Origin of the sequence: Novosphingobium sp. PP1Y (assembly GCF_000253255.1) — a bacterium.
Classification (GTDB): Bacteria; Pseudomonadota; Alphaproteobacteria; order Sphingomonadales; family Sphingomonadaceae; genus Novosphingobium.
Genome location: NC_015580.1, coordinates 1,671,973 through 1,693,800, shown reverse-complemented (window position 1 = coordinate 1,693,800; position 21,828 = coordinate 1,671,973). Strand labels below are relative to the sequence as shown.

General features: G+C 61.9%; 23 protein-coding genes. 8 read left to right on the top strand and 15 right to left on the bottom strand.

What is annotated here, in order from left to right:
- Positions 1 to 33: 33 nt before the first annotated feature.
- From ppdK to PP1Y_RS14075, 4 genes are all read right to left on the bottom strand, one after another.
- Positions 34 to 2,700, bottom strand: coding sequence for a pyruvate, phosphate dikinase (gene ppdK, locus PP1Y_RS14090; protein ID WP_013832848.1), 2,667 nt, complete (start codon positions 2,698 to 2,700; stop codon positions 34 to 36).
- 106 nt (positions 2,701 to 2,806) lie between these two features.
- Positions 2,807 to 3,904 (bottom strand): NAD(P)-dependent alcohol dehydrogenase, encoded by a 1,098-nt coding sequence (locus PP1Y_RS14085; protein WP_013832847.1) that lies wholly within the window; start codon positions 3,902 to 3,904, stop codon positions 2,807 to 2,809.
- A 36-nt stretch (positions 3,905 to 3,940) separates the two neighbouring features.
- Positions 3,941 to 4,465 (bottom strand): aromatic-ring-hydroxylating dioxygenase subunit beta, encoded by a 525-nt coding sequence (locus PP1Y_RS14080; protein ID WP_013832846.1) that lies wholly within the window; start codon positions 4,463 to 4,465, stop codon positions 3,941 to 3,943.
- A gap of 41 nt (positions 4,466 to 4,506) precedes the next feature.
- The gene (locus PP1Y_RS14075) at positions 4,507 to 5,871 is read right to left on the bottom strand and encodes an aromatic ring-hydroxylating dioxygenase subunit alpha (protein ID WP_013832845.1); all 1,365 of its coding nucleotides are present in this window, start codon (positions 5,869 to 5,871) and stop codon (positions 4,507 to 4,509) included.
- Positions 5,872 to 6,000: 129 nt separating this feature from the next.
- On the opposite strand from PP1Y_RS14075, the gene PP1Y_RS14070 reads away from it, so the two are divergent.
- From PP1Y_RS14070 to PP1Y_RS14060, 5 genes are all read left to right on the top strand, one after another.
- Positions 6,001 to 6,960 carry a DMT family transporter gene (locus PP1Y_RS14070; protein WP_013832844.1) on the top strand — a complete coding sequence of 320 codons (960 nt, stop codon included), beginning with the start codon at positions 6,001 to 6,003 and terminating at the stop codon, positions 6,958 to 6,960.
- Positions 6,957 to 8,885, top strand: a complete 1,929-nt coding sequence (locus PP1Y_RS14065) for an AMP-binding protein (protein WP_013832843.1) — start codon at positions 6,957 to 6,959, stop codon at positions 8,883 to 8,885. The genes PP1Y_RS14070 and PP1Y_RS14065 overlap by 4 nt, the downstream gene beginning before the upstream one ends.
- Positions 8,886 to 8,989: 104 nt before the next feature.
- The gene (locus tag PP1Y_RS26020; RefSeq protein ID WP_158511854.1) at positions 8,990 to 9,127 is read left to right on the top strand and encodes a hypothetical protein; all 138 of its coding nucleotides are present in this window, start codon (positions 8,990 to 8,992) and stop codon (positions 9,125 to 9,127) included.
- A gap of 97 nt (positions 9,128 to 9,224) precedes the next feature.
- On the top strand, positions 9,225 to 9,410 hold the full coding sequence (locus tag PP1Y_RS26365; protein ID WP_232512685.1) for a hypothetical protein: 186 nt from the start codon (positions 9,225 to 9,227) through the stop codon (positions 9,408 to 9,410).
- Positions 9,411 to 9,419: 9 nt separating this feature from the next.
- Entirely contained in the window at positions 9,420 to 10,265 is an 846-nt protein-coding gene (locus PP1Y_RS14060; RefSeq protein WP_013832841.1) for an IS110 family transposase, read from the top strand.
- A gap of 28 nt (positions 10,266 to 10,293) precedes the next feature.
- On the opposite strand, the gene PP1Y_RS26015 is transcribed toward PP1Y_RS14060, so the two are convergent.
- Both PP1Y_RS26015 and PP1Y_RS14055 read right to left on the bottom strand, forming a co-directional pair.
- Positions 10,294 to 10,452, bottom strand: coding sequence for a hypothetical protein (locus tag PP1Y_RS26015; protein WP_158511853.1), 159 nt, complete (start codon positions 10,450 to 10,452; stop codon positions 10,294 to 10,296).
- Between the two features lie 354 nt (positions 10,453 to 10,806).
- Complete coding sequence (locus PP1Y_RS14055; protein WP_198409105.1) at positions 10,807 to 11,751, bottom strand: IS701 family transposase; 945 nt, start codon at positions 11,749 to 11,751, stop codon at positions 10,807 to 10,809.
- 306 nt (positions 11,752 to 12,057) lie between these two features.
- Here PP1Y_RS14055 and PP1Y_RS14050 point away from each other — a divergent pair, with 306 nt between their 5' ends.
- Both PP1Y_RS14050 and PP1Y_RS26010 read left to right on the top strand, forming a co-directional pair.
- Positions 12,058 to 12,282: a hypothetical protein gene (locus PP1Y_RS14050; RefSeq protein ID WP_041558861.1), complete on the top strand. Its 225-nt coding sequence runs from the start codon at positions 12,058 to 12,060 to the stop codon at positions 12,280 to 12,282.
- A gap of 16 nt (positions 12,283 to 12,298) precedes the next feature.
- A complete protein-coding gene (locus PP1Y_RS26010) occupies positions 12,299 to 12,466 on the top strand; it encodes a hypothetical protein (protein ID WP_013832840.1) in 168 nt (55 codons plus the stop codon).
- 414 nt (positions 12,467 to 12,880) lie between these two features.
- On the opposite strand, the gene PP1Y_RS14040 is transcribed toward PP1Y_RS26010, so the two are convergent.
- The 8 genes from PP1Y_RS14040 to PP1Y_RS14005 all read right to left on the bottom strand — a co-directional run bounded on the left by PP1Y_RS14040 (position 12,881) and on the right by PP1Y_RS14005 (position 19,587).
- Positions 12,881 to 13,804, bottom strand: coding sequence for a fatty acid desaturase (locus PP1Y_RS14040; RefSeq protein ID WP_013832839.1), 924 nt, complete (start codon positions 13,802 to 13,804; stop codon positions 12,881 to 12,883).
- 217 nt (positions 13,805 to 14,021) lie between these two features.
- Complete coding sequence (locus tag PP1Y_RS14035) at positions 14,022 to 14,678, bottom strand: RraA family protein (protein ID WP_013832838.1); 657 nt, start codon at positions 14,676 to 14,678, stop codon at positions 14,022 to 14,024.
- 12 nt (positions 14,679 to 14,690) lie between these two features.
- Positions 14,691 to 15,368: an RraA family protein gene (locus PP1Y_RS14030; protein ID WP_013832837.1), complete on the bottom strand. Its 678-nt coding sequence runs from the start codon at positions 15,366 to 15,368 to the stop codon at positions 14,691 to 14,693.
- On the bottom strand, positions 15,361 to 15,756 hold the full coding sequence (locus PP1Y_RS14025) for a RidA family protein (RefSeq protein ID WP_013832836.1): 396 nt from the start codon (positions 15,754 to 15,756) through the stop codon (positions 15,361 to 15,363). The genes PP1Y_RS14030 and PP1Y_RS14025 overlap by 8 nt, the downstream gene beginning before the upstream one ends.
- A 74-nt stretch (positions 15,757 to 15,830) precedes the next feature.
- Entirely contained in the window at positions 15,831 to 16,841 is a 1,011-nt protein-coding gene (locus PP1Y_RS14020) for an amidohydrolase family protein (RefSeq protein ID WP_013832835.1), read from the bottom strand.
- 64 nt (positions 16,842 to 16,905) lie between these two features.
- A complete protein-coding gene (locus PP1Y_RS14015; protein ID WP_041558859.1) occupies positions 16,906 to 17,403 on the bottom strand; it encodes an aromatic-ring-hydroxylating dioxygenase subunit beta in 498 nt (165 codons plus the stop codon).
- The gene (locus tag PP1Y_RS14010) at positions 17,400 to 18,575 is read right to left on the bottom strand and encodes an aromatic ring-hydroxylating dioxygenase subunit alpha (RefSeq protein ID WP_013832833.1); all 1,176 of its coding nucleotides are present in this window, start codon (positions 18,573 to 18,575) and stop codon (positions 17,400 to 17,402) included. The genes PP1Y_RS14015 and PP1Y_RS14010 overlap by 4 nt, the downstream gene beginning before the upstream one ends.
- Before the next feature lie 10 nt (positions 18,576 to 18,585).
- Positions 18,586 to 19,587: a dihydrodipicolinate synthase family protein gene (locus PP1Y_RS14005; protein ID WP_013832832.1), complete on the bottom strand. Its 1,002-nt coding sequence runs from the start codon at positions 19,585 to 19,587 to the stop codon at positions 18,586 to 18,588.
- 162 nt (positions 19,588 to 19,749) lie between these two features.
- On the opposite strand from PP1Y_RS14005, the gene PP1Y_RS14000 reads away from it, so the two are divergent.
- The gene (locus PP1Y_RS14000; protein WP_013832831.1) at positions 19,750 to 20,553 is read left to right on the top strand and encodes a 1,6-dihydroxycyclohexa-2,4-diene-1-carboxylate dehydrogenase; all 804 of its coding nucleotides are present in this window, start codon (positions 19,750 to 19,752) and stop codon (positions 20,551 to 20,553) included.
- A 16-nt stretch (positions 20,554 to 20,569) separates the two neighbouring features.
- Here PP1Y_RS14000 and PP1Y_RS13995 read toward each other — a convergent pair whose 3' ends face one another.
- Positions 20,570 to 21,811: an NAD(P)/FAD-dependent oxidoreductase gene (locus tag PP1Y_RS13995; protein ID WP_013832830.1), complete on the bottom strand. Its 1,242-nt coding sequence runs from the start codon at positions 21,809 to 21,811 to the stop codon at positions 20,570 to 20,572.
- Positions 21,812 to 21,828: the final 17 nt, after the last annotated feature.

Below are 21,828 nucleotides of genomic sequence, written 5' to 3'. Positions count from 1 at the left end.
CTTGTCTTGTTGAGTTGTTGGCGGTGCGCCGCGTCAGGTTGCGGCCAGCGCCGATTGGGCGGCAGCAAGGCGCGCAATCGGAACGCGAAATGGCGAGGCACTGACATAATCGAGGCCGACCCGGTCGCAGAAGGCGATCGAAGCCGGATCGCCGCCATGTTCGCCGCAAATCCCCAGCTTGATGTCGGCGCGGGCCTCGCGGCCCAGCCGGGCGGCCATCGCAATCAGCTTGCCGACCCCGTCGACATCGATGCTGACAAAGGGGTCCTTGGCATAGATTCCCTTGCCGATGTAACTGCCGAGGAACCGTCCGGCATCGTCCCGGCTGATGCCCAGCGTGGTCTGGGTAAGATCGTTGGTGCCGAACGAGAAGAACTCGCCAACCTCGGCGATTTCGTCCGCGACCAGCGCGGCGCGGGGCAATTCGATCATGGTCCCGACGGTGAATTCGACCGTCGATCCCTGCTCGGCGAACACCGCTTCCGACACCCGGATCACGGTCTGCTTGAGCATGTCGAGTTCGCGGGCCGCGCCGACGAGGGGGATCATGATTTCCGGCACGACCGGCAGCCCGGTCTCGCGGCTCACCGCGCAGGCCGCCTCGAAAATCGCGCGGGCCTGCATCTCGTAGATTTCCGGATAGACCACGCCCAGGCGGCAGCCCCGGTGGCCGAGCATCGGGTTAGACTCGGCCAGTTCCTCGGCCCGGCGCTTGAGCTGATCCACGCCAATGCCGATCGCAGCGGACAGCTCGGCGAATTCGGAATCGGAGTGTGGAAGGAATTCGTGAAGTGGCGGATCGAGCAGCCGCACCGTCACGGGAAGCCCCTGCATGATCTCGAAGATCTGGGCGAAATCGCTGCGCTGTTCGGGCAACAGCCGTTCGAGCGCGACGAGCCGCTCGGCCACAGTTGTGGCCAGGATCATCTGGCGCATGAAGTTGATGCGTTCGCCGTCGAAGAACATGTGTTCGGTGCGGCACAGGCCGATGCCTTCCGCCCCGAACTTGATCGCGACTTCGCAATCGGCCGGCGTTTCGGCATTGGTGCGCACTTTCATGCGGCGGTGGCGGTCGGCCCAGGCCATCACCGTCGCGAATTCATGGTCGAGCTCGGGCATCACGGTTGGCAAGGCGCCCTGAAAAATTTCGCCGGTGCCGCCATCGATCGTGATCAGGTCGCCTTCGGCGAGGCGCATGCCGCCAATTTCCGCCGAGCGAGCCTGGTAATTGATGGCAAGGCCTGACGCCCCCGAGACGCAAGGACGCCCCATGCCTCGCGCGACGACCGCAGCATGGCTGGTCATGCCGCCCCTGGCGGTCAGGATCCCGCGTGCGACATGCATGCCGTGGATGTCGTCCGGCGAGGTTTCCTGCCGGACCAGGATCACGCTTTCGCCCAGTTCGGCGCACACTGCAGCCGTATCGGCGTCGAACACGACCGCACCCGAGGCAGCCCCCGGCGAAGCCGGTAGCCCCGATCCCAGCAGGGTCCGTGGTGCGTCCGGATCGAGTGTGGGATGCAGGAGCTGATCGAGAGAGGCCGGGTCGATCCGCCCGATCGCTGTTTCCTCACCGATCAGGCCTTCCTCGACCATATCGACGGCGATCTTCAGGGCGGCTCTAGCCGTGCGCTTTCCGGAACGGGTCTGCAGGATGTAAAGCTTGCCACGCTCGACCGTGAATTCGATGTCCTGCATATCCTGATAGTGGCGTTCGAGCAGCTCGAACAGGCCGGCGAGCTCGGCGAAGACCTCCGGCATAGCCTCTTCCATCGACGGCAGTTTCGCTCCAGCGGCCGTACGGGCCGCGAGCGTCAGATATTGCGGTGTCCGGATCCCGGCGACCACATCCTCGCCCTGGGCGTTGACCAGCCATTCTCCGTAATAGGCCTTCTCGCCGGTTGCCGGATTGCGGGTGAAGGCGACGCCGGTCGCGCTGGTTTCGCCCAGATTGCCGAACACCATGGCCTGGACATTGACCGCCGTTCCCCATTCGCCGGGAATGCCATTGAGGCGGCGATAGACCTTGGCGCGATCGGACTCCCACGATTCGAACACGGCGGCGATCGCCGAGGCAAGCTGCTGGTTGACGTCCTGAGGGAAGGGGGCACCGCGTTCGGCCTCGACGATGGCAAAGAATGCACCGATCAGGGTGCGCAGATCGGCGGTGCTCAGGTCCACGTCCTGCGAGACGCCGCGATCTTCCTTGGCCTTTTCCAGCACGTCCTCGAACAGCGCATGGTCGATCTCGAGCACGACGCTCGCATACATCTGGACGAAGCGGCGATAGCTGTCCCAGGCAAACCGCTCGTCACCGGACGAAGCAGCCAGGCCAAGCACAGTCTGGTCGTTGAGGCCAAGGTTGAGGATCGTATCCATCATGCCCGGCATCGAGACCCGGGCACCCGAACGAACCGAGACCAGCAGGGGATCGTCCGGATCGCCGAACCTCTTGCCCACCGCGCTTTCGATGTGGGTGAGCGCCGACCCGACGTCGCCATCGAGCCGCGCGGACTGGCCGCCGCGATCGCGAAGGAAGTGCAGGCACTCTTCGGTGGTGATGGTGAAACCGGGCGGGACAGGCAACCCGATCCGCGCCATTTCGCCAAGGTTCGCGCCCTTGCCGCCGACCACGGTCTTGTCGCGGGCGCGCGGATCGTCGTGGGCAACGCCGGCGCCGAAAGTGTAGACGGTGTTCATTTGCTGCTGGTTTCCCCGCGGATTATGCCGCACTTGTCAACCATATCCCCGGGCATGCCGCGCCTTGCCGCCACTGGGACGGCAAGGCGGCTGGCGAACGCGGTCCTTACATCCGCAGGATGGCCTTGATCGCGCTGCCGGTCTTTTCGGTGTCCTCGACAGCCTGGTTGATCTGATCGAGATCGTAGAACGAGCAGAGCTTTTCGAAGGGGAACAGGCCGGCCTTCTGCATGGCAATCAGCTGCGGGATGAACACCTGCGGCGTGCTCGAGCCTTCCACAACCCCGCGCAGCTTGCGGCCGAACAGCATGTTGTTCATGTCGAGCAAGAATTCGGTGCCCAGCTTGGCGCCGCCCACCACGGCGGTTTCCCCCATGTTGTGCGTGCTGTCCACCGCCGAACGCAGCACCTGCGGGATCGCGGTGGTATCCATCGCATAGTCCGCGCCCCCGCCGGTCAAGGCGACAATCGCTTCCTGGGCATTGGTGGTCGAGGCGTCGATGACATCGGTTGCGCCAAGTTCGCGGGCGACTGCGAGCCGGGCCGGATTGCGATCGACCGCAATGATCCTGAGGCAGCCCGAAGCCTTGGCGGCCATGACCGCGCTGAGGCCGACCGAGCCGACGCCAAAGATCGCGATCGAGGAGCCCGGTGCCGGTTGCAGCGCATTGAGGATAGTGCCCGCGCCGGTCTGGATGCCGCAGCCCAGCGGGCCGAGCAGTTCGATCTGCGCATCATCGGCAACCTTGACGCAGTTGTTTTCGTTGGCGATCGAATAGGTCGCGAACGAGGACTGGCCGAAGAAGCAGGCGTTCACGTCCTCGCCGTTGCGGGTGATCGGGGTCGACCCGTCGAGCCTGCGGCCCATGAAATTGAGCGGGAAAAGGCTGGGGCAATAGGCCTGGTGCCCCTTGAGGCACGACGGGCAGGTGCCGCAATAGCTGAACGACAGGACAACCTTGTCGCCCGGCTTGACCGTGGTAACCCCGCGGCCGACCTTTTCGACCACGCCCGAACCTTCATGGCCAAGCACTGCCGGCAGCGGGGTCGGGTAATACTGATCGCGCACGGTCAGGTCGGTGTGGCAGATGCCGGCGGCGGCAACCTTGACCAGCACCTCGCCATCACGGGGATCTTCGATCGATACGTTGTCGAGGACGAATTCTCCCCCCTGGCGTTCGATGATCGCGGCATAGGCTTCCATGCAAATTCTCCCGGTCTTGCGCAAGATCGCGCGTTATCAGCAAAAGAAATACAGATTCTTGTCTTGCGTTACTCTTGCATCAAGGATGAGCTTGCGCCGGAAGACCCTGAAGCCATTGCCGTCCCGGCGCAGCTTGTCCTCGCGTCCCAGCGTGTGGACCGTGACCTCGGTCTGGCGGCGATTGCGGTAGACCAGGACGTTCGACAGGACGTCCAGTTCGCCGTTGCCAGCCTCGAAGGCTTCGACGTTCGTCACGAAATACCGGATCCTGGACGGCGGATCCTCCATCCAGACCTGGCCCGAATAAAGCCGCTCGACGCGCTGCTTGAGCTCTCCCAAATCGTCGTTGTAGATCGCCGCATCGTCGGGCGTCGGATCGGGGCGCCGGTCCCGTGCCAGGCGCTGTTCATAGACCGGCATCCAGTAATGGATGTCGTCGGCGACCATTCCCTGCAGCCATTCGCGGTATTGCCCGGTCTGCAGCAGTCTGACTTCGGCGCGATAGTGCGCCTCGACGGCATAGTGCACATCCGGCGTCACCGGAACTTGTTCGGAAAACATGCTCTCTCCGTAATTCTCGTTTTTCGGATCGGTGTTCACGCCTACTCGGCAGCGTCGAGCCTATCGGTCCAGAAATTGCGGTTAGGAAACACCGAATCCCAATTGTCGTCGTTGGCCTTCACGCTCGCCCAATCGGGCGCATCGATCATTTCCTTCCAGAACCGGTAGAACCCCCGGTAGGAGGTTTCGCCGATGAAGCTGATCCCGACGATGCCGGGATAGACCGGATGCGGCCCTTCGTAGCCGACCCCCATCGTGGAGTTCATCCGGCCATCGCGGGCGATCACGCCACGGTTGATGTAGGTGGCCGAAGACATGTTCTCGCCATCGTCGCTTTCCAGCGTCCCGGCGGTGCCGAAGGAGCGGGCGGCTTCGCGCTGGATCATGCTCCTGGTTGCGGGATCGGCGTCGCGCGGCACCATGGTATAGGTCCACACCTCAATCTCGTGCGGCCCGCGCGGGTGCCAGATCTTGAACGTGTTGGTGCCATAGAGGAACGAGCAGTTGGGGAAGATCGAGCAGTTCCAGTGCCCGACATAAAGCCGCTCGCGCGCCGGGCCGAACTTGCGGCGCACTTCGTCCCGCGTGTCCGCCAGATACTTGGTCCAGCCCTCGCGCTTGACGTGGACTGCAGCCGCGGCATTGTCGATCACCCCGAAGCCGTGGCCATGACGGGTCGTGAACTGAAGCCCCAGATCATCGAAGGGAATGTCCGCACGATTGCCCGACAGGCCCGCCAGCTCGCCGCCGATCTGGCCGAGCGCGGCGGCGTGGGTCCAGCCGACATGATAGCCGTCGCCGATGAAGTTTTCGGTCGGCACCTTCCAGTTGCACTGGAGCAGGCTCTTCATCGGGGGGCCGAGCAGTTCCAGTCCGCCGCCGGCGCCTTCCCAGATGGTGTCGAGGTAATAGCGGAATTCGCCCAGGTATTCTTCCAGGCTGGGCGCTTCGGGATCGTGGCAGCCGAAAATGAAGCCCTTGTAGGTCTCAACCCGAACCGGCTTCGCCGCCAGCGCCTGCTTGTCGAGGCTGTTGTGATAACAGCGCGATTCGAGCGGGACATCGACCAGCGAGCCATCCTGCCCGAACACCCAGCCATGATAATTGCAGACGAAGGCCTTGGCATTGCCGCTGTCGGCGTGGCAGATCTGGTTGCCGCGATGGCTGCACGAATTGATGAAGGCGCGGAATGTCCCGTCGCTCTGGTGCGAGAGGATGACCTTGTCTTCGGCCATGTAGGTCGTGATGAAATCGCCCGGCTTGGGCACCAGCGATTCGTGGCCGAGCATCAGCCAGGCACGCGAAAAGATCCGCTCAATCTCAAGGTCGTAAACGTCCTTGTCCCAAAACACTTGACGGGATTGGCTGGCATTGGCGTTGTCAACAAGTGCGGTGTCGCCGCTCATGGCTCTCTCCGGGTTTCACGCTCTGCTGTTGCATGGGACAGATTCGTGCACTAAGGGCAATGCGATGCACGATATGCAAAAAGCCGATGACGTGCAAGTGGAATTGAGGCTGCCGGGCGGTTCGTTCTGATGGATGCTGACAACGGTTCTCCCGGATTTCGGCAGGCCCTGCGCTATGTGTGGGGTTCGCCGTTCCTGCTGCTTTCGCTCGCTTCGCTGTTCTGGGCCCTGAACCCCATCGTCGGCCGGGCGGCGCGCGATTTGCTGTCCCCGCTGTCGCTGGCCTTCTGGCGCTGGCTGGTTGCGCTGTTGGTGTTGCTGCCATTTGCCTGGCGGCATGTCGTGGCCGATCGCAAGGTTCTGTGCCAAGCTTGGCCAATGCTGACCGTGCTGGGTGTGTTCGGCGTTGGGGTGTTCGCCTACATCGGCTACTGGAGCCTTCAGCTGACCACCGCCACCAACAACCTGCTGCTGCAATCGACCATGCCGATCATGACCCTGGTCATGCCGAGCATCCTGTTCGGGGAGCGGATCCGGCCGCTGCTGGTCGCCAGTGCGGCGCTGTCCTTCTCGGGTGTCACCTGGATCGTGACCAGGGGGCAGCCCCTGGCACTGGACCTTGGCGGGCTCAACCACGGCGATCTGCTCGCGCTGCTTGGGGTCTTCCTCTATTCAGCCTATGCGACCTTCCTGCGCAAGGTGCCCGCCATCCATCATATCACGCTGCTTGCGGTGCTGTTCGCGGTCGGCATGGCAACGCTGGCCTTGCCCTATCTGGCCAGCCTGGCGAAAAGCGGCATCACCATGCCGCGAATCGAGGTGATTGGCGCGGTGCTCTATGTCGGCATCTTTCCCTCGCTGGTCGCCTATGCCTTGTTCAACCGCGCGGTAGCCCTGATCGGTTCGGTAAGGGCCGGAGTCTACATGAACCTGCCAACGGTGTTCGGTGTCTTCCTGGCAGTGCTGTTGTTGGGGGAAAGGCTGGAAACCTATCACATGGTCGGAGCGGCCATTGTCGTGGCAGCGATATTCGTCTCGCGGTGGGCGGCGTCGGGGCAGACAGAAAACAAGGGAGAGCGGAAACCATGAGCGATGAGACCGGGGCGGTGGCTTACGCAGGCGCAGTGCGGCGCGCTGCAGAACGCCCAGACCAATTCTGGATCGAGGCCGCAAAGGCGATCGGCTGGGTCGCTAGTCCGCCGCGCGCCTACGATCAGACCAAGGGCTGGTTTCCCGAAGGCATCCTGAACACATGCCACAATTGCCTTGACCGGCATGTCCAGGCCGGACGCGGCGATGTGGCGGCGCTTGTCTATGACAGTCCGGTAACAGGAACCATCCGCCGCTACACCTACCGCGAACTGCTGCACGAAACCGAACGTGCCGCAGCGATGCTGGCGAGCCTCGGCGCGCAAAAGGGGGATCGGGTGATCCTCTACATGCCGATGATCCCCGAGACGGTTTTCGCGATGCTGGCCTGCGCGCGGCTCGGGGTGATCCATTCGGTGGTGTTCGGCGGGTTCGCCCCGCCTGAACTGGCCAAGCGGATCGACGATGCCGCGCCCAAACTGGTGCTCACCGCTTCGTGCGGCATCGAAGGCGGCCGCACCATCGCCTACAAGCCCCTGGTCGACGAGGCGCTGGCCCTTGCCGGGCACCGGGTCGACCATGTCGTCCTGGTCCAGCGCGAGCAGCTGGCGGCGGATCTGACGCCAGGCCGCGACATCGACTGGGGCGACCTGCGGCGCCAGACCGCCGACATGGCGGCGCCTGCGTGCGTTCCTCTTGCCTCGGGCGATCCGCTCTACATACTCTACACCTCGGGCACCACCGGGACGCCCAAGGGGGTGGTGCGGGACAATGGCGGTCATGCCGTGGCCCTGGCCTGGTCGATGGCCAACATCTACGGCATCGGGGCAGGGGACACGTTCTGGGCAGCATCGGACGTCGGCTGGGTGGTGGGGCACAGCTACATCGTCTATGGCCCGCTGCTGGCCGGGGCCACGACAGTCCTGTTCGAAGGCAAGCCCGTCGGCACGCCCGATCCCGGCACGTTCTGGCGGACCATCGCGCGCCATGACGTCAAGAGCTTCTTCACGGCGCCAACCGCCATTCGGGCGATCCGCAAGGAGGATCCCGATGCCCGGCTGCTGAAGGAGATCGGCACCGGCGCGTGCCGTGCGGTGTTTCTGGCCGGCGAACGCGCCGACCCGGAAACGATCGCCTGGCTCGAACGGGAAAGCGGATTGCCGGTGATCGATCACTGGTGGCAGACCGAGCTTGGCTGGCCCGCCATCGCCACCTGCTTCGCCATGGGCGATCTGCGCCGCAAGGCAGGCAGCGCCGGGTTTCCGGTGCCGGGATATCAGTTCGCCATCCTCGACGACGAAGGAACTGCCCTGCCCGACGGGGCCAGCGGCAATGTGGTGATCAAGACCCCGCTGCCGCCCGGGGCCTTCCGCTCGCTGTGGAACAACCAGGCGACGTTCGCCCGGAATTTCGCGACATTCCCCGGATACTACGAAACCGGCGATGCAGGCTTCCGCGACCAGGGCGGCTTCCTGCACATCATGGGGCGCACCGACGACATCATCAATATCGCCGGTCATCGGCTTTCGACAGGACAGATGGAAGAGATCGTCGCGCGGCAGCTGGGCGTTGCCGAATGCGCGGTCGTCGGTGCGGACGATGCCATCAAGGGCATGGTTCCGATCGCCTTCGTCACCCCGCAGACAGGTTATTCGGCTGACATGAGCATTGCCGAACGCGCTGTCCTTGCCGTCCGCAGCGAGCTTGGAGCGATCGCTGCGATGAGGGCGGTGCTGGTCGTCGACCAATTGCCCAAGACCCGTTCCGGCAAGATCTTGCGTAGTCTGCTCCGCAAAATCGTGAACCGTGAATCATTTGATATTCCGGCGACAATTGACAACCCGGAAACGCCGACCAAGATTATTAAAATTTTCGATGAACATTTGGGATTTAACGGCCATAATCCGCCAAATCCGGGCATATAATTATCCCACATGATGATTTTTAACCGTTTATAGATTGATTTATAATTGTAGTACGTTGTTTCATAATCTTGCGATGCGTCGTGCGAAGATCTGGATTCAATTTTATGAACCGTAACGTCGAGGGCTCAGGCATCAAGGCCAATACGCTCAGTGCTCATCAGGCCAAACTCGGCGCGCGCATAGCGCGAATGGGCGGTGCGACCGAGGATCGACAGCGCAGCGAGCGCAGTTACACCACATAGCGTCAATCGCCGATGGGCCTCGCCTTGAGGGTGGCGGCTCTCCACACTGGCTGGTGGCAACCCAGGCCAATGTGCCGACGCTATGAGGAGAACCGCCATGAAGCATTATGCCGGGCTGGATGTCAGCCAGCAAACGACCTCGATCTGCATCGTCGACGAGGAGGGAGGTATTGTCGCGGAACGGAAGGTGACGACATGCCCCGACGTGATAGCCGCTGCACTCGAACCGTTCGCCCTGACGCGCGCCGGGCTGGAGACCGGCCCCTTGTCGGTCTGGCTGTAGAACGGACTGATGGCGCGCGGAGTGCCGATCGTCTGCATGGACGCGCGCCATGCCAACGCAGCCTTGAGGATGATGCCGGCCAAGACTGACCGTAATGACGCTGTAGGACTCGCGCAGATCGTGCGAACGGGCTGGTGCAAGAGCGTGCATGTGAAGTCGGCTTCGAGCCACGAGGTGCGCGCGCTGCTCGCCACGCGCAGCCAGTTCGTCCAGATCCGCTGCGACCTCGAAAACCAGATCCGAGGTGTTTTGCGCACCTTCGGCATCGTGTTCGGCAAGCGTGTCGGCGGCTTCGCCAAGCGCGCCGAGGAAATCGTCAGCGGCGAGTTGGACGCATCGCCGACGATCCGTACTGTGGTCGAGTCGCTGATGAAGGCACGCGCGGACATCCTCGCCCAAATCCGGGCGCTTGACACCAAGGTTCGCTCGACCGCGCGCAGCAATGCCACTGTGCGGCACCTCATGACTGTGCCCGGGGTCGGTGTCGTCACTGCGCTCGGGTTTGTTGCCACTATCGACGACCCCGCGCGTTTCCGCCGATCATCGAGCGCTGGCGCCTATCTTGGGCTCACGCCCAGAATTTACGCTTCAGGCGAAACCATGAAAGCGGGCCGGATATCCCGGCGCGGCGACGACTTTCTCAGACGCAGTCTCTACGAGGCCGCCAATGCGCTGCTGACGCGCATCGACCGGTTTTCGGCGCTCAAAAGCTGGGGCCTGCGCATCGCCAAGCGCGGCGGCTTCAAGAAAGCGAAGGTTGCCGTGGCCCGCAAACTCGCCACCATCCTCCATGCCATGTGGACGACGGGCGAGGAGTTCCGCTGGTCATCCGCAGAGAAGGTGCAGGACGCATGATTGCAACCCATCGTACGTCACGCTGACGTCAACGGAATCGTCCGGCCAGGACGATGGCGCAGCCAAGGCCGATCCCACGGATGCGAGCACCGAAAATATCGGTGACCGCGAACACCACATTGGCCTGCTGAACCTGTCCAACGCCATGCTGAGGCGGCAACAAACCGCCGACCTCGAAGAGAACCATGAGCCTGGTCGCCGATATCCCATCACAACAGCTTGACGAATGCGATTAGAGAACCCCCTGGGACACGACCAGATCAGAAGAATGCGCTCTGCCCATGATCCACCTCCAATGAGGGTGAATCACAAATCGACTCCCGCAGGAATCCCTCGATTCAGGTTATCCGCAAAACGCTCTAATACTACAGTTGCATTTGAAGTCGCTTTCTTCGATGGCAGTGAGCCGCGACGGACTGGTGCATTCGCCGCCATCGGGACCATGCCCAGATTGCTGCGGGATGGGTCTTGGTTGCGAGGAGGAGCTTCGCGATGAGACGCCGGATTTCCGGTGTTGTGAGGAGGCCCTGAAGTAAGCGCATCATGCTGCCCGTCGGTCCGGACTCGTTTTGTCCCGTTTACTTGGGTCGCCGAGTTCGGGTTCGGCACGGATCCAGGCGGCGCGGCGCTGATCGGCGGCGAGCTTGGCGAGGAAGGCGGCAGCGGCCATGACCAGCGTCATGTGGCGATGCCAGCCATGCCAGGAGCGGGCCTCGCAATGATCGAGCCCGAGATCATCCTTGGCGCGCAGGAAGCATTCCTCAATAGTCCAGCGCAGGCCCGCTGCTCCAGCCAGTTCCGCGAGCGAGGCTCCTTCGCGCGCATGAGCGAAATAGTAGGCGATCTCGTCGGGGTTCCTGAGGTTGCGGCGGAACAGCAGCCAGCGTTCGAAACCGTCTTGCGTTGTCCAGTTCAATGGCAGGCGTGCCCAGTGATACAGCCGTGGCCCCTTGGCGCCTTCACCCGCCGACAGAGCATGCCAGTCACCCGCTTCGAGTTCCCCTGCCAGATAAGCGGGATCGGTCTGGACGAGGCCCTCTTGTGTGAGGAACCGCAAATGCTGGTTGGAACGCACCGCCAGGACATAGGGCTGACCGCGATCCTCCAGCATGCGACGCAACTTGTAATCCGAGCCATAGAGCGCATCGGCCAGCACCCAGGCGCAGGAGATGCCGGTATCCAGTGCTGCGGCGATCATCTCGCGCGCCATGGCCGGCTTGGTGGAGAAGGCAACATCCTCCGGCACGCTCGCCTTTCGGCGACGTTCGCTGTCCCCGGCCCAGGCCTGGGGGAGATAGAGCCGCCGATCGATCAGGGCGTGACCGTAGCGACTGGCATAGCCCAGAAACACGCCGACCTGGCTGTTCTCGATCCGCCCGGCCGTTCCCGAATATTGCCGCGCCACCCCAACCGAATGCGCGCCCTTCTTCACAAACCCCGTCTCGTCCACGACAAGCACGCCATCGTTGTCGCAAAGAGTGGCCATGCTGCCGCCTTCCTCGCCAAGCTCGCCGCCGATCAGCGCCGCGCCGCCTGGATCCGTGCCGAACCCGAACTCGGCGACCCAAGTAAACGGGACAAAACGAGTCCGGACCGACGGGCAGCATGATGCGCTTACTTCAGGGCCTCCTCACAACACCGGAAATCCGGCGTCTCATCGCGAAGCTCCTCCTCGCAACCAAGACCCATCCCGCAGCAATCTGGGCATGGTCCCGATGGCGGCGAATGCACCAGTCCGTCGCGGCTCACTGCCATCGAAGAAAGCGACTTCAAATGCAACTGTAGTATTAGTTTGACCGGCAGGCCCGTGCTTTCGAACCAGCTCAACGGTGATACAAGGCTGATCGATTCAGCCGCAGCGCGAGGCGAAATCTGGTACTGGAATTACAACCCGGGCGCGCACATTGTTTCTTCGCAAGTGGCGCTGGACAAACTGTCACTGCCCGACCTGTGGTGCGAGCTGCGCGCTTGTTTCCGCCATGTGTGCGATCAGCTCGCGCGCTTCATGCTGGCATGACGAGGCATCGCAGTTCATGGAATCGGCTATAACCGATATTGTGCCGGAATGGGCGCTGGACTTGTCGGCGCTGCCAGGCTGGTTCACTGAAACTCTGACCGTTCCGCGCGAAGAAGGCTTCGTCGCGATTGACGGCGTGCAGATGCATTATCTGCACCCGGAATCTTGGACCGTTCTGGGTTAGCGTCTTCTGCCGTTGACATCCTTGGCTGGGCGTGGAGTTACGCCATGAAAGCGCCGAAGTCCACGGTCGCGCAGAATGCGTCTGTCATCAAGCTGGGCGAGAAAGGCAAGCCGGTGGCGGATACCCCCCCGATCAGGCTGGCAAACTCAGCCGGTGAAACCAGCCCACCGGAACTGGGAAAGGCGGAAAACTCCAGACCCACATTGAGTCGCAGTACGAAAAGGAGCCGGACTATACGTTTGACGGATAACAATCGGGGGAGAAATCCCTGCGGGTCGTCCAATTGGCTTCGATCTCGACGGCAAACGGCGTTGGAAACGCAACCAAGCCTTCCCCGCATCCGGTTACGTCCGAAATCTTTACCATTTGGGCGTCTAGAAGGCGCTGGCAATAGGTCCCCCCCTAGAATCGCTCCTATTCGGCGGGAACCGCCATCGCGTCCTTCATCAGCCGGAAAGCCCGGTGCGCTTCGATATTTTCCGGCGCCAGCCCGAAGGCGGTCTGCCGCGGAATATCTTGCGCGTTAATCTCGTCGTAGCGCAGGTAATAGGCCTTGTGCATCCGGTAGAAGGGGATCTCCGGATAGAGGTGATGGATCAGGTGGTAGTTCTGATAGACCAGCACCGGGGTCAGCAGCCATTCGAACCCGAACCGCATCGTCGTCGCCATGTAGGGATCTTCGTCCTGGGCGACCACGGCGGGATAGTGCGGCAGAATGACGAACACCACAGCAATCATGAACAGCGAGATGCGCGATGGGACGAACCACAGCATCAACAGCTCAAGCCCATAGCCGAAATAGACCGCTCCGGCGAACAGCACCGCCAGGAAGGTGTAGAAGACGATCAGCTGCATGCCGTGCCGCTTGCGCACCGATTGCCCATGCTTGATGAAATAATGGATGTAGGCGCCGTCGAAGAACGTCCAGCGGAAGGGCACCTGCCACCACGGGGCTTCGTGCTCAAACCGATCCGGATCCATCGGGCCGTTGGCGAAGCTGTGATGCTTGTTGTGCACCCACCGCAACAGAACCATCGGCGCATAGGGAAAAAGAAAGAACAGACCGATCGCCCCGATCGATTCGTTCAGCCAACCGACGCGCGACAGCGAACAATGCGACGCATCGTGGATAACGCTGAACAGCAGATAGGTGAGCAGGCCGTTGGCGATTGCGCCTTGCCAAAGCGCGATTTGCCCGGTCAGCGCCAGATACCAGACGGTACCGATCCCCAGCATCGACACGACAAAAAGGAGCGCCGTTGGCCATGCCAGCAGCGGCGGCTGCCGCAGCTGCTCGAAATACTCTTCTTTGGTCGTCGGAAAAACGCTCGTAGCCACCGGCAATCCCTCTCCGCAGATCCGTTCATGCCACGGGTGCCATCTTTGCTGGCGCCCTGTGGCTTCTGGCAAACGGCCTTCACGAATCAGGCCGGTTTTGCCTTTTGGCCTTTTATCCAATCATTGTATAATGTGCAAATATTATCCTATTGAGCCGCTTCTCGCGACCGGAGCAACTTTCGCCATTCGAATTGAAACGAGGCCCGTTCGGACGGCATCAAACCGCACGTGACTGAAGCGCGTGATACCCACCGGCGCGCCGGGCTTCGTCCAGGCGCATTCCCGCATCAACGGCGGCAAGGATTGCCTGTTCGGCTGCTTCGACTTCTTCGGCGATCGCGACGACTTCCTCGACCCGGCCCACTGGAATTGCAACGACTCCATCGGAATCGCCCACCAGCCAATCGCCAGGCTCTATTCGAACGTCGGCAAGTTGAATGGGCACATCATAGGCGTGCGCTGTGGATCTATCTTTGGCAGTCCGCATTGTGACGCTGCGGGAAAACACCGGGTAATCCAGCGAAACACAGCAATCGCTGTCGCGACAGACCCCATCGATCACCGTCCCCGCGACGCCCATTCTGTGCGCCACACGGGTCAAGATATCACCCCAGACGGTCTGATTTAACTTACCGCCGTTGTCGATTGCAACCACTGCGCCCTTCGGCACGTCGTCGATATAGTCTCCGACTATTCCCTGCGTCAGTCCGACTGGAAGCATCTGAACCGTGAAGGCTGGTCCCGCAAACTTCATCCCCCGTGCTACCGGCAGGATGCCAATCGCCTGGCCGCTGATCGCCAGGCGATCCAGCGCATCGGACAAAGCGGTTACGCCCACTGCATTCAGTCGCGTAACAAGTGCTTCCTCGATCATAGCTTTCACCGCCTATTTCAACATATCTTCGTAGTTCGCGCCCATCACCCGATCGATTGGAGCGCCTTGCTCAAGCGCGGTGATCATGGCTGTTTCGCGGCCCTGAATGCGCTCCGCCTCCGCCAGCACTTTGTCCAGGTGCTGCTGCTCGACGAACACGACTCCGCTTCCATCCGCGACAACCCAATCGCCGGGATTGACCACAATGCTGCCGATTGTGACGGGGCAGCCCCAGTCATGCTCCGCGACCCGTCCGCGCGCTGTAAGGGGAACAACTGCGCGGCCGAAGACTGGGAATCCAAGCTCGCTGCTTTCATCCAGATCGCGACAGGCTCCGTCGACGATCACCCCCGCAATGCCTTTCCGAAGCGCTCCCCGGCTCAGCAAGCCACCCCAGCCCGAGGCATCGGTCCTGCCGCGATGTTCGACCACCACTATCTCGCCCGGTTGTGCCGCCATTATGGCAGAGGCACCCAAGTGCCGTTTGGGCAGTCCTTCCATCGCGGGTCCGAGTTTCACGGTGACAACCCTGCCGGCAATTCGTTGTCTGTTTGCGGTCAACCGGACGATTCCCGCGACGGCGCCGCGGAAACCGAGTTTGTCGAGCGCGTCTGAAATGGTGCAAGTGTCAAAATCGGCGACACTCTGGGCAGCAACAAAACAAGACGAAGGGGGGATGTCTTCAGGCATCGTCCGGCACAATCGCCATCGCTTCGCACTGGATCAGGATTTTGCCCGGGAGGTCATCGTAAACCAGCATATGCCGGGCCGGCCGCGAGTAAGGATCGGGAAAGTGGGTGAGCCACCATTCGTTGATTGTCGGCCGAAGTTCTTTCGTCTTCACATAGAAGGTCAGTTTGGCAACATCGTCGAAACACGCACCTGCGGCTGCCAAAATCCGGCCCAGTTGCCAAAACGTCAGGCGGACTTGATCGGCAGCCTCCACCGCCACTTCACCGGTTGCCGGATCCAAACCGTAGACCCCACCTGTCACGACAAGACGGTCCACCCGGCTCGCGGCAGGGATCGGATTGCCGGAATGGTGAAGGCCTTCAACTTCGATGCTGCGTCGTGTCACGATCCCAATCCTTGAGAGCGAACTGTCGAATTACCCGAAGTCGCGGAAAATCTGCATCATCGCCAGGCACGTAATCAAACGTCGAGACGCGAAAACAATCGACGGGCATTGCCTTCGAAAACACCGTTTAGCGCAGCCTGATCAAGTGAAGGAAGCGCCTCGATCACCGGCTTGAGATCGTCGTAGTGGCGCCCTGAAACAGGATCGATACCGTCTCCCGATCCGGGTCTTTCGGTTCCGAAACAGCATCTGTCGTGTCCGACGGTCTTGAACAGAAGTGCGAGCGAATCCGGGTTATGAAGGACCGTATCAAACCAGAATTTTCGGAGAATTTCATCGAATTGGGGCGCATCGGCAGCGACGCGTCCTTGGGCCCGAGCCATTTCCCGGTGTGAGCGCCACCGTCCGATCTGATAGGGAATGGGACCGCCGCCATGGCTAATCATCAACTTGAGATCGGGAAACCGGTCGAACACGTCGGCCCGGTAGATGGAGGTAATCGCAAGTCCCTCTTCTGCAATGAAATGCTCATCATAGGTCTCGCGCCCGTTGCAGCATTGTCCCGAATGAATATGAGCGGGAAGATCCAACTCACACAATTTCTCGTACAACGGGTACCAATAGGGATCGCCGAGCGGAGGCGATCCGTTCATCCCCTCACTCGGGTCAGGGTTCAGCAAGACGCCCACGAAACCAAGCTCGTCCACCACCCGCTCGATTTCATCGAACAACGAAGTGACCGGTCGCCCCGCTTGCTGTGGCAAGGCTCCCACTCCCCGGAAGCGGTTCGGATGCATCCGAATCGTCCGGGCAATCATGTCGTTTGTGTCACATGTCCAGTCGACGATATCATTCCACCTGGCGGTGCCATTCAAGGTCAGAAAAGGTCGCGGGGAAAGCAGCTGCAGGTCGGTCCCCACTGCATCCATAATCCTGACATTCTGTTCCGCGCTCTCTTCCAGCAGACGATCGGGTACCTGCGCACGATAGCTGGTGCCATATTGCCCCCCAGAAACGACGAGGTTGCTTCTGTGCGAATAAAGCGCTGCAGGCGCGACAAGGTGAGCATGGGCGTCGATTATCATTTATTTGCGATCTTTCAGAAATTCTAGCCCGGCCCGTCAATGCCAGAGATGCTCAAAGCCAATGTCAAATTGGATAGACCAGGTACCGGGGAAGCACGGACGTATCGAGTTCGGCCCGTCTGGACAGCAACTTCAATCCGCCGGCCTTGTCCAAACGGACGGTATCCAGATATTGACCCGCGGCCAGGACCTGGGTGATGCCGCTGTCGGTGGGCGTCATGAACACCGAGAAATTCGATCGCACCGAAATGGTCGCGGCATCGACGCGCCGGTACTCGACGCGCTGGACAAAGTGGCGGGTGCGATAGTCCTGGAAGGTCCCGACCCAGATGTTGTTGACGAAGGTGACGCGATCCTCGAGCCGGGATCGGCAATCGTCGTACATGAACCCCAGGGCGAGACCGTTTTCCGAATTTTCGGCCGAACGGCAGATGTAGGAAGCCTCGTCTTCCTCGGAATAGTTGGCCAGCCAGCCCTGCATGTCCTTGCCATCGAGCGCGCTGGCATCGGCCAGCAAGAGGGCATCGAGCGCGGCTTCGAGCGCAGTGTCGGTTTGCATCATGCCTCGGCCCTCTCGAAACCCATCACCGATCGGTAATATTCCCAGCGGGGAAGATTGCCGCTCTCGTCGTTTTGGAGGAACTCCGACTCCAGCTTCGACTGGTCGTGCACGCCCTTCTGGAAAATCGCATTGCCGGGCGTGTGGTTGCCGATATGGATGCGATGGAAGATCGATGCGTCCTCCATGCTGATCAGACCGCACGGACCCAGCAGGTTGGAACTTTGCCGCAGGCGATGGCGGACCATGTCCTCATCGTCGTCCTGGTGCGCGAAATAGGCGTAGTGCACTTCCACCGTCTCCTCGTCGACCGGGGTCGCGAAGCGCAGGTTGATCACGTCGAGATGCTTGGTCGAAACGAAGGTCGGAAAGAGCGAAACGATGCGCGATCCGACCGCCGGATCCTGCCCCTTGAAGGCGATCAGCGAATCGTCCTTGAGCACCGTCGGACCACTGACCACCGACAGCGCCGATTCGAAGCAGATGTGGCCATGTTTCGTTGCGGCGAACTGGCGTCCCTTGCCGCCTTGCCAATTGAGCAGCTTGAATGCCTGATGGAGCAACGGTGCATGATAGCCGTCGTTGTCGGTATAGGACTTCCAGTTGCTGTCGTACCGCACCTTCTGGTAGCCCAGCAGTCTGAGCTTGCCGTCCCCGCCCATCAGTTCGCGCAAGGTGTTCTGCGCATCGCCGAGGAATTCCCGCAACGTTTCGGTTTCCGCCGACAGAGTCACGAAAATAAGACCGTAGAAGCTGTCGAACCGCGGCTGCGCTAGAGGATAGTCGGACTTGTCAAAGCCGGGCAGGAAATCGCGATGGTTGGGGCAACCGACCAGGTCGCCCTTCGCATCGAACAACCAGCGGTGATAGGGGCATTCGAACTCGGTCTTGTTCCCCATCACTGCGGTTTCGAGCTGGTTGCCGCGATGCGAACAGGCATTGTAGAACACCCGCACCACGCCTTCCATGTCGCGGGCGATCAGCAGTGGAACGCCGGCCAGGCGGAAGGTCTTGAAATCGCCCGGATTGGGCAATTCGCTTTCATGCGCGACAGGATGCCATTCCTGCCCGAAAAAGATGCGCTTCATCTCTTCCGCATAGATGTCCTTGCGCGTGAACGCCGCTTTGGGAATCTCGTTGAAGTTCTTGGGCCAGGTCAATCCAGTCTCGGTCATAGCAATCCTCCTAGGCGGCAGCCCCCAAGGCTTCGGCTTCAAGCGCCTTGCCCAGTTCGGCCCACATCTGACCGGATTGGCGCGCGCCCGCAAGATAGGGCTCGGGGCAGAGGTGATAGGGCGGACGCACCGGCCCCGCCTTCATCCAGCCGCCGGCATCCATCCGCGCCTTTTCCAACGGAATGTTGTAGGTCGAGAATTCCTTGAAGCTGCCGTTCGGGAACAGCGGAGCCGCCGTCGGACCGAGGCGGCCCATGAACGCCTTGGCCGCGCTCCAGTCGCCGCTCGCGCGGGCCTTGGCGACCAGATCGCGCAGGGTCGTCGTCACCAGGGGATGGCAGACCGCCCCGCTCGACCAGAACGCATCGATCGAATCATCCATCCGCGCCGCGCCGTAATAGTCGAAGTCGATCGGCAGCAGCTTGATCCGGCCACGGATCGCGGCCAGATCCGGCAGCAGGTTGCCGACGCCGATGTACTTGGCCGTCACCACCTGCGGGATTTCCGCGACCTGCGCCCAGAACGAGCGCGGGAAATCGAACTTGAAGGCTTCCGGGTTCGCATAGATCGCGATGTTCATTTCCGGCACGGCCTCTGCCACGTCCTTGTAGAACTGGACAGCAACGTCGAGGCTAGGCGCGCACCACATCGGCACGCCGAGCATCGTTCCGTCGGCGCCGAGAGCAAGCGCTTCGCGCGTCAGCGCCACCGTATCGCGGGTGTTGATGCAAGTCGTGCCGACGAAGACCGGAACCCGGCCAGCCGCCGCATCGACCAGCGCCTTCATGAAATCGAGCTTTTCGTCATGGGTCATGGTTGCCGCTTCGCCAAGCGTTCCCATGCTCAGGATGCCGTTGATCCCGGCGTCGATCAGTCCGTTGACCACGCGCGCGGTTTCGTCGAGATCGACCGTTTTGGTTGCCCGCCAATCCGAAGCGTTGTCCTTGGCCGGGGTCGGAATGATTGCCCAGGCGCCCTTGACATCGGCGGCGCTCAACAGGGTCTTGGCCATGGTTTATGCTCTCCCAATGAAAATATCCCCGCCAAAGCGGGTCGTTACCCATTGTGTAATGCTTTTCCTTATGCCACTTCAAGTCCTATTATCGGATTCTCGCCGCCAGTGGCCGGATTTGCCGAAAAATCGACCGGGTCCGGTTTCGCCCGGGACAGACTCATGGGGGAGCGACTGGACGTGACTGTGCTCAAGCGATTTCATGGCAAGGTGGCGGTGGTGACAGGCGGGGCGCAGGGAATCGGTCTGGCGACTGCAAAACGTCTGGCAGCTGAAGGTGCGGCTGTCGTGATCGCGGACCGGGCGAGCGAAGCGGCAGAGGCAGCCGTCGGCCTGCTCAAGGCGGATGGCTGCGAGGCCATGGCAGTCGCGGTGGACCTGGAGCACTGTGACGGCGCGGTCGAACTGTATCAGGCGGTCATCGAGCGCTTCGGGCGAATCGACGTTGCCGTCCACAACGTCGGCGGAACGATCTGGGCCAAGCCCTACTGGGACTACACCCCGCAGGAAATCATCGCGGAAATCAACCGGTCGCTGTGGCCGACACTGTGGTGCTGCCACGCGGTTCTGCCCCACATGCTGGCGGCAGGGCGTGGCGCGATCGTCAACATCGGGTCGGTTGCGACACGCGGCGTCAACCGGGCCCCCTATGCCGCCGCAAAGGGCGGCGTCGCCGCGTTGACCGCTGCCCTTTCGCTCGAACTCGAAGCCAGCGGCATCCGGGTCAACTGTGTCGCGCCGGGCGGGGTGAACGTGACCAGGGTCACCCCGCGCAACCCGGCTCCGCCCACCGAAGCCGATCGCGTTGGGTTCGGCCAGGTGATGGAGCAGACCTTGCGCGATACGCCGATGGCCCGGTTTGGCGAGCCCGAGGAACTGGCCGCAGCCATCTGCTTCTTCGCCTCCGACGATGCGTCCTATATCACGGGCCAGACGCTCTTCGTGGCTGGAGGCGGCGTCGGCTGAGCGCGGCGCCCCCAAATCAGCCAGCCTGCCTGAGCAGATCCCGCAAGGACACGCCCGCGTCGGCTAGGCTTGCCGCGCTGGCGCGGGCCCGGCGTTCGACGAGCCGCTTGCCAACCCCCATGTCAGGGGCGCGATTGACGGTCAGAACACCTTCGATCGTCTCGCCCGCCAGGAAGAAGGCGACGAAGGCGTTGCTGTCCATCTCGCCACGGATCGCCACCTCGGCCTCCACCGGAATCTGCCCGCAGAACTGGATGTTGAGATCGAACTGGTCGCTCCAGTACCACATCGGCTTGCAGTAGGAGACCTCCTGCCCCAGCATCGCGAGGGCGGCCGCCTGCGCCTGGTCCGCCGCGTTCTGGTAGGTTTCCTGGCGGAACCGTCCGCCGAAAAACCCGTCCTGCTCGGCCACGTCGCCCGCCGCGAATATTGCCGGATTGCTGGTCTGGCAGCGGCGATCGACGATGATCCCGTTGTTGACCTCGATCCCGGCATCGCGGGCCAGCGAAGTGGCCGGCACGATCCCCACCCCCACGATGACGGCATCGCAGGGGATCACCGTGCCATCGTCCGTCTCGACCGCGCTCACGCGGTTGTCGGCAAACCTGAAGCCGGTCACGCCGCAGTTGAAGTGGGTCGTCACGCCCCGCTTGCGATGTTCATCGCCCAGCCATTGCCCAAAGCGCCGGCCGAGTGCGCGCTCCATCGGCACCGGCATCGGCTCGACGACGGTGACCTTGCAGCCAAGCTTCACCGCGCTGGCGGCGACTTCTGCACCGATCACGCCCATGCCGACGATCACGATGCTGGCCCCTTCGCGCAGGTCAAGCGCCATGCGGGTCGCATCGTCGCGCGTGCGCAGGTAGTGGACGTTGGCGCAATCGGCTCCGGCAAGGTTGAGTTTGCGGGCATGGCCGCCCGTGGCGAGCAGTATCCGGTCCGCCTGCACCAGTTCGCCGCCCGCCAGACGCACGCCGCCGCTGACAAGGTCGATCGCTTCGGCGCGTATGCCCAGCCGCATGTCGATCCGGTTGTCCTCGTACCAGGCTTCGTCCTGCAGGAAGAAGTTGTCCGGAACATTGGCCGGATCCCACAGCACTTCCTTGGACAGCGGCGGCCGCTCGTAGGGACGCCACGGTTCTTCGCCGATCAGGGCGATCCGTCCATCGAACCCGGACTGACGCAAGGCTTCGACCGCCCGCCCACCGGCCAGATTTGCACCAACTACCGCAATCGAGCGCACCAAGTTTTCTCCCATATTTCTGTTTGCCTCAT

What these genes read in the sequence shown, in the direction of transcription:
- PP1Y_RS14015 (WP_041558859.1), bottom strand. Translation starts at nt 17,403, where the DNA reads ATGATGCAAACCGACACTGCGCTCGAAGCCGCGCTCGATGCCCTCTTG.
- PP1Y_RS26020 (WP_158511854.1), top strand. Translation starts at nt 8,990, where the DNA reads ATGAACCGTAACGTCGAGGGCTCAGGCATCAAGGCCAATACGCTCAGT.
- PP1Y_RS14010 (WP_013832833.1), bottom strand. Translation starts at nt 18,575, where the DNA reads ATGACCGAGACTGGATTGACCTGGCCCAAGAACTTCAACGAGATTCCC.
- PP1Y_RS14000 (WP_013832831.1), top strand. Translation starts at nt 19,750, where the DNA reads ATGGGGGAGCGACTGGACGTGACTGTGCTCAAGCGATTTCATGGCAAG.
- PP1Y_RS14020 (WP_013832835.1), bottom strand. Translation starts at nt 16,841, where the DNA reads ATGATAATCGACGCCCATGCTCACCTTGTCGCGCCTGCAGCGCTTTAT.
- PP1Y_RS14005 (WP_013832832.1), bottom strand. Translation starts at nt 19,587, where the DNA reads ATGGCCAAGACCCTGTTGAGCGCCGCCGATGTCAAGGGCGCCTGGGCA.
- PP1Y_RS14075 (WP_013832845.1), bottom strand. Translation starts at nt 5,871, where the DNA reads ATGAGCGGCGACACCGCACTTGTTGACAACGCCAATGCCAGCCAATCC.
- PP1Y_RS14030 (WP_013832837.1), bottom strand. Translation starts at nt 15,368, where the DNA reads ATGCCTGAAGACATCCCCCCTTCGTCTTGTTTTGTTGCTGCCCAGAGT.
- PP1Y_RS14085 (WP_013832847.1), bottom strand. Translation starts at nt 3,904, where the DNA reads ATGGAAGCCTATGCCGCGATCATCGAACGCCAGGGGGGAGAATTCGTC.
- PP1Y_RS26010 (WP_013832840.1), top strand. Translation starts at nt 12,299, where the DNA reads ATGGAATCGGCTATAACCGATATTGTGCCGGAATGGGCGCTGGACTTG.
- PP1Y_RS14080 (WP_013832846.1), bottom strand. Translation starts at nt 4,465, where the DNA reads ATGTTTTCCGAACAAGTTCCGGTGACGCCGGATGTGCACTATGCCGTC.
- PP1Y_RS14065 (WP_013832843.1), top strand. Translation starts at nt 6,957, where the DNA reads ATGAGCGATGAGACCGGGGCGGTGGCTTACGCAGGCGCAGTGCGGCGC.
- PP1Y_RS14070 (WP_013832844.1), top strand. Translation starts at nt 6,001, where the DNA reads ATGGATGCTGACAACGGTTCTCCCGGATTTCGGCAGGCCCTGCGCTAT.
- PP1Y_RS13995 (WP_013832830.1), bottom strand. Translation starts at nt 21,811, where the DNA reads ATGGGAGAAAACTTGGTGCGCTCGATTGCGGTAGTTGGTGCAAATCTG.
- ppdK (WP_013832848.1), bottom strand. Translation starts at nt 2,700, where the DNA reads ATGAACACCGTCTACACTTTCGGCGCCGGCGTTGCCCACGACGATCCG.
- PP1Y_RS14060 (WP_013832841.1), top strand. Translation starts at nt 9,420, where the DNA reads ATGGCGCGCGGAGTGCCGATCGTCTGCATGGACGCGCGCCATGCCAAC.
- PP1Y_RS26015 (WP_158511853.1), bottom strand. Translation starts at nt 10,452, where the DNA reads ATGGTTCTCTTCGAGGTCGGCGGTTTGTTGCCGCCTCAGCATGGCGTT.
- PP1Y_RS14055 (WP_198409105.1), bottom strand. Translation starts at nt 11,751, where the DNA reads ATGGCCACTCTTTGCGACAACGATGGCGTGCTTGTCGTGGACGAGACG.
- PP1Y_RS26365 (WP_232512685.1), top strand. Translation starts at nt 9,225, where the DNA reads ATGAAGCATTATGCCGGGCTGGATGTCAGCCAGCAAACGACCTCGATC.
- PP1Y_RS14035 (WP_013832838.1), bottom strand. Translation starts at nt 14,678, where the DNA reads ATGATCGAGGAAGCACTTGTTACGCGACTGAATGCAGTGGGCGTAACC.